Annotated in this window: 9 protein-coding genes; all 9 read left to right on the top strand. The window is 45.9% G+C overall.

From position 1 onward, the window contains the following. Positions 1 to 2 precede the first annotated feature (2 nt). The 9 genes from RCO25_RS21240 to RCO25_RS21200 all read left to right on the top strand — a co-directional run bounded on the left by RCO25_RS21240 (position 3) and on the right by RCO25_RS21200 (position 11,964). Complete coding sequence (locus RCO25_RS21240) at positions 3 to 1,376, top strand: oligosaccharide flippase family protein (protein WP_308998133.1); 1,374 nt, start codon at positions 3 to 5, stop codon at positions 1,374 to 1,376. Beyond that, positions 1,369 to 2,415: a glycosyltransferase family 4 protein gene (locus RCO25_RS21235; RefSeq protein WP_308998132.1), complete on the top strand. Its 1,047-nt coding sequence runs from the start codon at positions 1,369 to 1,371 to the stop codon at positions 2,413 to 2,415. The genes RCO25_RS21240 and RCO25_RS21235 overlap by 8 nt, the downstream gene beginning before the upstream one ends. After that, positions 2,412 to 3,299 carry a glycosyltransferase gene (locus RCO25_RS21230; RefSeq protein WP_308998131.1) on the top strand — a complete coding sequence of 296 codons (888 nt, stop codon included), beginning with the start codon at positions 2,412 to 2,414 and terminating at the stop codon, positions 3,297 to 3,299. The genes RCO25_RS21235 and RCO25_RS21230 overlap by 4 nt, the downstream gene beginning before the upstream one ends. A 21-nt stretch (positions 3,300 to 3,320) precedes the next feature. Beyond that, positions 3,321 to 6,278 (top strand): chitobiase/beta-hexosaminidase C-terminal domain-containing protein, encoded by a 2,958-nt coding sequence (locus RCO25_RS21225; protein WP_308998130.1) that lies wholly within the window; start codon positions 3,321 to 3,323, stop codon positions 6,276 to 6,278. A gap of 89 nt (positions 6,279 to 6,367) precedes the next feature. Further along, positions 6,368 to 6,919, top strand: a complete 552-nt coding sequence (locus tag RCO25_RS21220; RefSeq protein WP_308998129.1) for an acyltransferase — start codon at positions 6,368 to 6,370, stop codon at positions 6,917 to 6,919. Between the two features lie 99 nt (positions 6,920 to 7,018). After that, on the top strand, positions 7,019 to 8,005 hold the full coding sequence (locus RCO25_RS21215) for a polysaccharide pyruvyl transferase family protein (RefSeq protein WP_308998128.1): 987 nt from the start codon (positions 7,019 to 7,021) through the stop codon (positions 8,003 to 8,005). A gap of 24 nt (positions 8,006 to 8,029) precedes the next feature. Then, complete coding sequence (locus RCO25_RS21210; protein WP_308998127.1) at positions 8,030 to 9,400, top strand: sugar phosphate nucleotidyltransferase; 1,371 nt, start codon at positions 8,030 to 8,032, stop codon at positions 9,398 to 9,400. 32 nt (positions 9,401 to 9,432) lie between these two features. Further along, a complete protein-coding gene (locus RCO25_RS21205) occupies positions 9,433 to 10,773 on the top strand; it encodes a UDP-glucose dehydrogenase family protein (protein ID WP_308998126.1) in 1,341 nt (446 codons plus the stop codon). A 24-nt stretch (positions 10,774 to 10,797) separates the two neighbouring features. After that, positions 10,798 to 11,964 (top strand): nucleotidyltransferase domain-containing protein, encoded by a 1,167-nt coding sequence (locus RCO25_RS21200; protein ID WP_308998125.1) that lies wholly within the window; start codon positions 10,798 to 10,800, stop codon positions 11,962 to 11,964. Positions 11,965 to 12,038: the final 74 nt, after the last annotated feature.

Below are 12,038 nucleotides of genomic sequence, written 5' to 3'. Positions count from 1 at the left end.
CTATGGCACAATTGGCAATCCGTAAAGTATTAAAAGGGAATGGTCTTGTTCAAACGATTATGCGCACAAGCGCAACCAATTTTATGGTGATGGTCATAACCACGCTGACCTCCATCGTGACGGCAAGAATGTTCGGCGTCGCCGGCAAAGGGGAATTTTCAGCGATTCTGTTCTGGCCGACCTTCTTAGTAGGGATTGTTGGATTCGGACTTTCCACTTCCCTTATTTACAACATGAAGCAGCATGCCGGCAAAGGAGCGGAATACATCAGGGCAGGCTTTCTGTTCCAACTCTCGATCAGCATAATTGTCGGCGTGATTTCATGGATCTATCTTCCGGCTTGGCTGGGCAACTATTCTGTAGACGTCATTCAGACCGCCCGATGGTACACAGTGCTTACGCTGCCGCTGCTGCTTGCGGTCAATCTGATTGCGGCGCTTGCGCAAAGCACGGACAACTTCAAAATCTATAACGGTGTGAGGTTGTTTGTTCCGCTTTTTAATTTGGCGGGCATCTTAGTACTCTTTATGACTGGAGTGCTGAATATCCACGCTGCTTCGTTCGTTTACCTGATCACGACGCTGCTGGTCGTCATTTTGTCTTTGTTCCAATTGAGGAGCGAGCTGAAAATCGATTGGTTCAAACGTATGGTTGACCGGGCGGCGGCCAAGTCATTGTTCGGTTACGGAAGCAGGGTATTTGGCGTCGAGCTGCTGGGAACCTTGTATTCGCAGTTTGACAAAATCATTATATTATCGCTGCTCACGCCGCGGGATTTCGGTTTGTATAGCGTCGTTTATGCGCTGTCCCGCGTGTTCAATACGGTACAGATGGCCATCTCGAACGTCATCTTTCCGAAATTGACAGGGCTAGATAAGGACAAGATTATCTCAACGGTTGGCCGGGCTTTCCGATTGTCACTTATTCTGATGACGATCGTGGTCGTACCGAGTATATTCATCGGCAAATTCCTGATGGGAATTTTATTCGGTAAGGAATTTCTGGAGGCCAGCACCGCGTTTTATCTTCTTTCTATAGAATGCATTCTCGGGGGCGGCTCATGGATTCTGGCAGCTTCGTTCAACGCATTGGGTCGTCCCGGTCTCGTACTAATCAGGCAGGTTATAGCACTTGCGATTACAATCGGACTATTCTTTGTATTTACCCCTTTATACGGTCTGAACGGAATTGCCCTATCTTTATTAATCGGTGCGCTGGTGAGAATGCTGATCACGATAGCCGCGATGCGGGTCGTGTTTAAGGTGCGGTTTGCCGGTATGCTTTTTGATAAAGACGATTTCCGCTTTTTAATCGGGCGTCTGAGAGAAAAAAAGATCATTAAAAGAGCTGGAAGAGCAGGTGGAATGGATGAGTAACCCAACAGTTTACATGTGGCCTAAAGTTAGCGAATATAACAAATATTCCGAATTGCTGACAAAGTCCATCGAAGATAACGGTCTGCAGGTGGAACATTACGATACAAAGAACACCCTTAAACCTGCAAAGGGAGACATCGTCCATATGCATTGGCCCAGTTATTCGTATCAGGCGTCAAATTTCCCCCTAACGATCGTGAAGTCGCTGTTATTTTCCGGACTTCTTTTGTTTTTGAAAGTAAGGGGAGTACGGTTGTTTTGGACCGTTCACAATATTTGGCCGCATTCGACAGGCAAAACGAAATGGGATTATATGATGCGAAAGTTTATTTTGTCAGTCTGCAACAAAGGATTCGTCATGAGTGAAACGGTAAAACAAGAGGTTATCGAAACATTCGGGGTGAGCTCTGATAAGCTGATTGTTACACCGCATGGCCATTACGTTGACGCATATGTCGGCAAAGGGACGGATATCCGTAAGCGGTTCGGCATTCCGCCGGAACAGTTCCTATTCTTATTTATCGGCAGAATCAACCCTTATAAAGGAATTGAGAAGCTAGTCGAAGCTTTTTTATCGGTCAAGTCGGACTCCGTTGGACTGCTGATAGCGGGAAAAGTGGATACCGGTTATACATTGGATTATATCGATCCGATTAATGACGGCAGAATCAAAGTTTATCCTCATTTTGTGGATGATCACGAACTTGTCGACTATTTACAGGCGGGCAATGTTATGGTTCTGCCTTATAACCAGATTACAACTTCCGGAAGCGCGATTCTGGCTCTCTCTCATTATAAGCCAGTCGTTGCGCCCAAGCTCGGTTCGCTCAGCGAATATGTTTCCGAAGGATGCGGAATCTTATACGATCCTGCTGACCCGGACGGGTTACGCAAGGCGCTGGCGATGTCGGTAAATATGAATATGAACGAGGTAGAGAAGCACATTTCAAAAAAATTGGCAGAACTGGACTGGCAGGGGATAGCCGGAAAAATGATAAAAGTTTATACCGGAACAAAACGGTACGAGGTGAATGCATGAAAGCGACAGTAGCGATTTGCACCCATAACAGAGCTGAGGATGTGAGAGAAGCACTTTTAAGTCTCTTACGACAAAACTTTGCGGATGCGTTTGAGGTGATTGTGGTTGACAACCGGTCCACCGACAACACCAAACAGGTTGTTCAAGAAGTCAATCAGATGACAAGCATCCCGATTATTTATGTTTATGAAGAAAGGCTGGGGCTCTCCGTAGCCCGGAATCGTGCGATTCGCGAAGCGAAGGGCGAATATGTGCTGTTCTTAGACGATGATGCAGTGGCCTCCAAGGAATGGATCAGTGGAATTGTCTCCTTATTTGAGACCGATCACCGGATCGGCTGCGTCGGCGGCAGAATCGAACCGGCATGGGAAGGGGCGGAGCCGACTTGGCTTTTGCCGGAAAACCGGACGCTCTATACCATTTTGGATTATTCCAATGAAATTGTAGAAATGCAAAAGCCGGCCATACCATTTGGAGCCAATGTAGCTTTCCGCAAATCCGTGTTTAATTCGCTTAAACCCTTTCGCGAGGATTTGGGCAGAGTGGGGAGTAACCTGCTTTCAAGCGAGGAAGCTGAGCTCATTGATCGAATCCGCAGCCGCTATACCGTCTATTACACACCTCATGCCTGGGTGCGGCACAAAATTGCGCGAAGCAGAGTTAGCAGAAAATGGCTGCTGCGCAGGATCTATTGGCAGGGAGTGAGCAGTGCAGTCAGCTCGGAGCAGAAAAAAGGCATTATCGTCAAATCCGTCGTGAAGATTCCGGTGTTTCTGCTTTTGACGATCATTTTTTTCTTCGATAAGAATCGGATATTCCGCAATATAAGCAAAATTATATACAATAACGGTTTGATCAGCGGTGTATTGCGCACCTATAACTAGAGAAAGAGGAAAAGGAGAAGCATGGTGGAGACGAAAGCAAACTTAAAGAATCGTACACGGATTAATTTGTTGTTGATTTTCAGTTTACTTATAACCCTAATGCCGACACACACTTTTGCAAGCAACTCTACTTCTGCTGAAATAGTAGTTGATGATCTCACGGATTGGAGTCAAGTTTACAAGCATTCGGAGACTCTTTCTCTACAAGTATCTGAGGCTTCCGATGATCCTACCCGGGTGATCCGAAGCTTTCGATCTAACGAATACATGACGTACCGGTCGGATGGTCCTCTCAGGAATTTTTCCTTATACACGTACTATCGTGCGGACAACGGGCCTTACAATCATCCGAATTTTTATGTTTCCCACGATGGACAAGAATACGAGGAAGTGACTCCGCAAATTTACAAAGACGCGGATAACATGAACATTGTCGTGTACGAAGTACGGAATTTTCGTGGAGATGCAAAATATTTGAAAATACAATACACTGGCAGCGATATTGCTAAATCACCGGTAATTGGGAAAGCGGTGCTGAATGGTTCATTGGGCGTAAGGTCCAACCTGCCTTCGGGGTCCGTCCCTTACGGCAGTATGGTCATGTTGGAAAGAGCAACTGCCGGCGATACCGTGTATTACACTACGGACGGCAGCGACCCCAGAACATCTCTTACACGCAAGCTTTATACTTCACCGATCAAAGTGGTGAACGAACTTCTGATAAAGATTTCCGCCGTAAACCATTCGGCATCGGGCAAATCAGCGGCCAGCAGGGTTTCCACCTACCGGTATGTGCCGGATGGCTCTTTGGATACAACAGTCGGAATGAATGACACGCTCGAAAATTTTAAACAGCTTTACAGCAAATCGAGTATTTATATTTTGAGAGATACACCCTATTTCTTCGGCAACGACTCAAACCGGATGGTGCGTACTTCAAAGAAGCCAGGGAACATCATTTATAATACGGATTACGATATTTCTTCCTTTATGGTCTACAGCTACTTTTTTACTGGAAAAGCCATTGAGAAACATCGGATCTTCATTTCGGAGAATGGAGTAGATTATTCCGAAATTTCTGCTAAAGCCTATTCGGTAGGCCATCCAGTAGGCAATTGGCAGAAGTACGCTTACGAAGCTTCGTTACTGCCTGCGGGTACGAGGTATTTGAAAATCGAGCTGCACGGATCGGATGCGTCTTGGTCGCCTCAGGTTTCAAATGTGATTTTAAATCGAAGCACCGCTTCCGTGGACATTAAGTCAACCAGAAGCGCCGAAACATTGCACGATGTGCAGTTAACGGCTTCGGGTGAGGCAAAGATTTTTTACCGTTTGAATAATGGGTTCGGCTTCAAGTCCTATTCCGAACCGCTTCAACTCACAGGTTATAACGTGCTGGAAACCTATGCGGTCAAGGATGGTATGGAGCCAAGCCCCATCCGTAAATATACGCTCAACGCAAGCAATCTAATTAAAGTGGACAGGTTCGGTCAATTGACCTCTGCGAATTTTCCCGGGAAGGTGACAAATGACCAGCAGCTGGAAGCGGATGCCGCGGCAGACGCCTCCTATTACGGGGGGTTAACACCGCCTTCGGATCGCGACCAATACGGCGGCCTGAATGGCAGTGCGGAAAAATACGGGTTGCAAAAAACGGGATTTTTTACAATTCAACAGATAGGAAGCCGCAAAGTGATGACAACTCCGGGAGGCAATCTCTTTTTCAGCTTAGGGGTGAACGGTCTTACAGCCAATGAAACCTATACGATGGTAAAGGGTCGGGAGGAACTGTTCGAATCGATGCCTTCTAATCAAGAGGAATATAAATCGGCATTTATGGGGTTAGAGAACTTCTCGTTCTATCTGGCGAACAAATACCGGAAAACAGGGGAAGTTCCAACCGAGCATGCTATCTATTCGGAAGCGGCCGAGCGCATCAGAAAATGGGGTTTTAACAGTGCGGGTGGCTATTCGCCTGAAAAATACAGCAATGAAACCAAATTGCCTTACGTGCGGATGCTTCCGCTTACGAGCATGAACTGGGCTAATATTGGCGGGATTTCGATATTCGACATTTTTTCGCCGGATGCGGAAGCTAAGCTCGATAAGACGTTAGCAAATGTACTCAAGCCAAACAAGGATGATCCGCTGCTGATCGGGTACTTCATCGACAACGAATACGAGTACCATAAGTTTTATTCCCATGTGCCGAAGCTGAAGGCAAGCAAAGCAGCGATCAAAGGAACTTTGGTTAAAAGGCTGAAGGATAAATATCAAGACATAGACAAATTTAACAGCCATTGGCAGACAAGCTTTAAATCCTTTGAAGATTTGAAGGAAGCGGAGCTGCCGATCAATACATCGTCGGCTTGGGGTGATATGGACGCATTTTTTAGATATTATCTGGAGACGTTCTTCGGAACGGTTTCACGGATCTACCGCAAATATGATCCGAATCATCTCCTTCTCGGAGACCGCTGGCTAACGACTCCTTTCCACAATGAGAAGTTTCGGAGCGTTATGGCGGAGATCGAAGGGAAATACGTGGATGTTATCAGTATCAACCATTACAGTTATCATCTCAAACCTGATCTATTGGAGGATGTGCACAAGAAGTCGGGAGGCAAACCGATTCTGATAAGCGAATTCGGTTACGGTACAGCGGAACAAGGATTGGATCCTCTCCTTCCAAATTCGGCCGCGAACCAGTTTGAGAGAGCAATGCGTTACCGGAATTATATGGAGGAGGCAGCCAGTCTGGACTTCATTGTAGGCGTTCATGTATTCAATTACGTGGACCAGGCAGGCCTTGGAAGATATTGGCAGGGAATTTGGGGAGAACGTTATAACTCAGGCCTTGTGAATGTCGCCGACCGTCCTTATAAGGAATACCTGGAAGGGATCATGGACACCAACTACGACATCTACAAGTTAGTTCTAGGGGAACGGCCGAAATTTTATTACGAGTTAAGGAAATAAGCGTGAAGTAAACCGCGGCTTCTTCTCGATCTTCTCGTCGGCGCTGGCCGTTTTCAAGGATGGAATCCCACCACATGGAGGTGAACATCATGGAAAAAAGAAAGAGAAGCCTAAAGGAATATGTCAGATATGGATACCGTATTTTGCTCGGCATGATGTTTAGAATGAAGGTGGAACAGGGAGGCAGCATGCTTCGGGTGTGCGGCAGAGTTATTGTATCCAAAGCTAAAGATTCTAAATTAATTATCGGGAAAAATGTCATTTTGCATAAAGACACTGGTTTTTATTTGGAATCGAAAAAAGCGAAGATTGAAATTGGCGATCATACATTTATTAACCGGAGATCTGAAATCAGGTGTAAAGAGCAAGTAAAAATAGGGAATAATTGCGCAATTTCCTGGGATGTATCCATAATAGACACCGATTATCATCAACTTTTTGGTACAGAATCGACGAAGCCGGTCTTCATTGGTGATAGGGTGTGGATCGGCTGTAAATCGACGATTTTAAAAGGCATCACCATTGGTAATGGTGCCGTTGTTGCGGCGGGCTCTGTTGTAACGAAGGATGTGGAGCCCTATACGCTTGTGGCGGGAGTTCCGGCAAAGGAAGTCAAACGGAATGTGAAGTGGAGTCTCTAGGGTTTGGATTGATTCTACCATCCGGCTCCTTGATAGAAATGATTTCTAATTTTTGATCTAGCGAATGAAAGAGAGAAAACAATAAAGGAGTGGATTGTCATGAAGAGTACCCCGAATGTTCACCCTATGGATGGTCTCAAAAATAAGCTTCGCCAAATTTTGAATGTTATTCCGCCGGGCTCCAACATTTACTATATCGATATTCCCGTTCATAGCAACGGCGGCGACCTGCTCATTATGAAAGGCACGGAAACGTTCTTCAAAGACTATAATATTCGCGTCCGTGCACGCTACAGCGTGCTTGATTTTCCCGATTCGCTGATGATTCCGAAAGATCATATCATCGTGCTGCATGGGGGAGGGAACTTCGGCGACCTGTATCCGGCGCATCAGAAGCTGCGCGAGAAAATTATTACCAGCTATCCGTACCATCGGATCGTGATGCTTCCACAGACGATATTTTATAAGAAAGAGTCTGAATTCGACCGGACGGCGCAAATATTCAATGGACATAAAGATATTCATCTCTATGTCCGCGACACGTTGTCCTATCAATCTGCATCCGAGAAATTCCATAGATGCAACGTTTATTTATCTCCCGACATGGCCCATCAATTATGGCCGATCCGGCACAAAGGCAGCCCGGGCAAAGATCTGCTCTGCTTCTTCCGTACGGATATAGAGAAAACGATTGAGCAGGAGAAGCTCGAATCGGCGGGTCGCGGCGATTATTTGGATTGGAACTCCTTGTATAACCGGGTGGAGCAGAAATCGATTAATCTCATTGTCAGAATGATAAAGAAAGGCAGCAGTCCGCTGCCGATGCAGGCGATTTGGGGCAGGTATACCGATTATCTGGTAGATAAAGCTGTCAAGCGCTTCAGCGGCTACCAGACGGTACAGACGTCAAGGCTGCATGGCCATATTTTATCGTGCTTGATGGACAAGCCCAATACGCTGCTGGACAATTCGTACGGCAAGAACTCCAACTATTATCATACATGGACAAGCGGCATAGGCTCCGCCCAATTGATTGTGAAGAATGAAGGGCAAAAAACAAATTCAAATACTTCGCAAATCAGTTAACTAATATATATAGGAGGAGTCACCATGAAAATTGTTCTACTCTCAGGGGGATCGGGCAAACGCCTGTGGCCGCTGTCGAACGATTCCCGTTCCAAGCAGTTCTTGAAGGTGCTGAGGAATTCGGAAGGCGAGCTTGAGTCGATGGTACAGCGGGTTTGGGGGCAGATTGCGAGTGCCGGACTTGGCGATCATGCTTTTATCGCAACGAGCAAGCCGCAGGTTGAAATGATTTACAACCAGCTGGGAAGCGAGATTGAAGTGATTGTCGAACCGGAAAGAAGGGATACGTATCCTGCGATCGCGCTGGCGGCTACCTATTTGTATTCGGTTAAAGGCGTCAGCCTGAATGAAACGGTAGTGGTCATGCCGGTCGATCCTTACGTTGAGGAGTCGTTCTTCCACAAGACCAAAGAACTGGACCGGGTCTTGAACGAGTCGGGCGCGGATTTGGCGCTTATGGGAGTAAAACCGACATATCCTTCGGAGAAATACGGGTATATCGTTCCGCAAAACGGGACCACGCATGACGCGCCATATATGAATGTACAAAGCTTCCGGGAGAAACCCCGCGAAGAAGAAGCAGCGGTCATGATTGAGCAGGCAGCACTTTGGAACTGCGGGGTTTTCGCATTCAAACTGGATTTCATCATTAATATTCTGCTATCGCACGGGCTTCCGATCCAATACGACGAGATGGTGAAGCAGTACGACAAGCTAACGAAAAACAGCTTCGACTACGAGGTGGTGGAGAAAGCCAATCTAATCGTCGCTCTGCCATACGAGGGGGATTGGAAGGACCTTGGAACGTGGAACACGCTGACGGAGGAAATTGCGACCCCGCTGATCGGCAAAGGAATCATTACCGACAATTCAATCAATACGCATATTATAAACGAACTGGATATTCCGATTACGCTGCTTAATTTATCCAATGTCGTCGTCGCGGCGAGTCCGGATGGCATTCTCGTCTCGGACAAAGCATCAAGCCCGATGATTAAGGAGGTTATGAAGCATTCGGATCAACGTCCTATGTACGAGGAGAGGCGTTGGGGCCGTTACAGGGTGCTCGATTACTTGAAATATCCGGACGGGAAAGAAGTGCTGACCAAACGGATATGCATAGGGCCTGGCAATAATTTAAGCTACCAATACCATCTGCTTAGAGACGAGGTATGGACCGTCGTTTCCGGTAACGGGGAGATGGTCCTGAACGATAAGCGGTTTCCGGTTAAGGCCGGAGATGTGCTTGTTATATCGAAACAGAGCAAGCACAGTTTGCGGGCGGAGACGGAAATGGACATCATTGAGGTGCAAACCGGGTCGGAGCTTGTTGAAGAGGATATTGTCCGGCTTGCCTTCGATTGGAATGAAATTATTGAAATATGTGCCGTATAAGTGAAGGGATTTCAATATAGGGAGTGATGAGAATGAACATTACAGTCATTGGCACCGGCTATGTCGGGCTCGTATCGGGTGTCTGTTATGCGGAGCTGGGGAATAAAGTCATCTGTGTCGACAAGGATCTTGGGAAGATTGAGACACTGCAGGCTGGAGAGATTCCCATCTATGAGCCGGGGCTGAAGGAATTGGCGGATAAGAACAGTTCCGCCGGGAAACTCGCTTTCACAACCGATCTGACCGAAGCGGTGCGTCAATCGGACATTATCATTCTGGCTGTCGGAACGCCTCCGATGCCAAGCGGCGAGGCGAATATGGCCTATATCAATCAAGCCGCCCTTGATATCGCCGAAGCGATGAACGGCTATAAAATCATCGCTATAAAAAGCACGGTACCGGTCGGCACGAATGAACGAATCCATGAGCTGATCCGCACCCGCACATCCGAGCCGTTTGACAGCATTTCATTGCCGGAATTTCTGCGCGAAGGTTCTGCCGTTAAGGATACGCTGAATCCGGACCGGATCGTCATCGGTGCTGATACTGGGAGCGCAGCCGATACGATGGTTCAACTGCATCGGCCGTTGACGGAGCAAATCATCGTAACGGATATCCGAAGCGCAGAAATGATTAAATATGCTTCCAATGCTTTTCTCGCTACGAAAATTTCGTTCATCAACGAAATTGCGAACATTTGCGAGAAAGTAGGCGCAGACGTGACGAAGGTTGCGGAAGGGATGGGCTACGATAAGCGCATTGGACAGTCGTTCCTTAAAGCCGGAATCGGCTATGGAGGCTCCTGTTTTCCGAAGGATACCAGAGCCCTTATCCAAATCGCCGGTAACGTCGATTACGAGTTCAAGCTGCTGCGGTCGGTTGTGGAAGTAAATCAAGATCAACGGTTTAATGTGATCCGCAAGCTGGAGACGATCTTTAATGGCCAGTTGCGAGGTAAGACAGTCGCGGTATGGGGATTGTCCTTTAAACCGAATACCGATGACGTCCGCGATTCACCGGCACTAGAAATCATTCAATATTTGGTAGAGAACGGCGTGAAGGTGAAAGCTTACGATCCTATTGCTATGGAAAACTTCAAGGCCTTATACGGCAAGGAAGGCGTCATTTGGTGCAATCAGGCGCTCGATACGGCACAAGACTCTGATGCGCTTTGTTTACTGACGGAATGGGATGAATTCGCGGAAGTGGATTTGAATCTGCTGCAATCCGTCATGAAGCAGGCCATTCTGATCGACGGACGCAATGTGTTTAAAGAGGAAGATTTGCTCGGAACGGCATTCGTTTATTATTCCGTCGGCCGCCCGAGCCTGAATAAGGGCGTCAAACAGCAAATTCCTGTTATGCAATTGTAATTCTAACGATAGTGGGGTTCTGACATGATTAAAGCAGAGAAAATTGATTTAAGCGATATTTCGAATGAATTGTCATTTATGCTATTCATTCTGCGCGACGTTCAAGAGTTGGATGAGAAGAGGATACGAGAATACACTTCAAATATGAAGTGGAATTCGTTTATACAATTAACCTTGCATCATCGTGTTTATCCGATCGTTTACTTGAAACTAAATCAAATCCGTTCATCTCTTATTCCTGCCGATATTATGGAGACGCTCCACTATCATTACAATTCCAATATCATTAAGATGATGCAGCTAACTAGAGAGATGAATAAAATTTGCGATAAATTATCAGACAACAGTATACGCACCATTTTGTTGAAAGGCCCCATTCTGGCGATTCAACTTTACGGTGATATGTCGCATAGGACTTCCAAAGATCTGGATATTCTGCTCGATGCAGAAGATGTGGAAAGAGCAGAAGAAGTCATGACACAGCTTGGATATGAATTAGAGGATGAGCATTCATTAAATCATAATTGGAAAGAGAAGTTGCATCATCTTTCCTTCCGTCATAAAGAACATGCCGTACAAGTTGAAATTCATTGGCGAATAAATCCTAATTCCATTGGTTCTCATTCATTCAATCAACTGTGGGAACGTAGAAATACAGTTCATTTATTGAATCAGTCATTTTATTGCTTAGGCAATGAAGACCTGCTCTATTATCTTGCTGATCATGGTGCAAGGCATGCCTGGTTCCGATTACGCTGGTTAATGGATATAGATCGTTTGATACCTAAAATGGATAGCGGGAAAATGCATGTTTATTTTAAACAGTACGGTGGACAAACATTCACAGGGCAGTCTTTCATATTAGCTTTCAATCTGCTTGATTCAAATATTCCTCATTCTATGAATCAAGTGACGAATAATAAGAAGGCTCTTCGGCTAGCGAAAGCATCTTTGTTTTTTATCAAGAAAATAGTTAAATTAAACCCGGTACCGGAGAAAAGCGTCGTTTGGCATTATTTTCGATACACTCTATCGCTGATGACAGGCAGGCAGAGAGCGAGGTATCTTCTGAATCACCTGGAACCTAACGTGAAAGATATGTCTCTGCTGCCGCTATATAAACCATTTCATTTTCTATATGTTCCGCTCCGGCCGTTTCTATGGTTTTGGAGAAATATCATAAATAATTAATTTTTATTTAGAAAAAAGCGACATAAAATGAATTTTAATTACGAATAGTATAAATAAATACAAAGTTTATACTA

Origin of the sequence: Paenibacillus sp. LHD-38, from assembly GCF_031157315.1 — a bacterium.
Lineage (GTDB): Bacteria > Bacillota > Bacilli > Paenibacillales > Paenibacillaceae > Pristimantibacillus.
The sequence above is the reverse complement of the archived record's forward strand: the minus strand, read 5'-3'. Positions and strand labels throughout refer to the sequence as shown.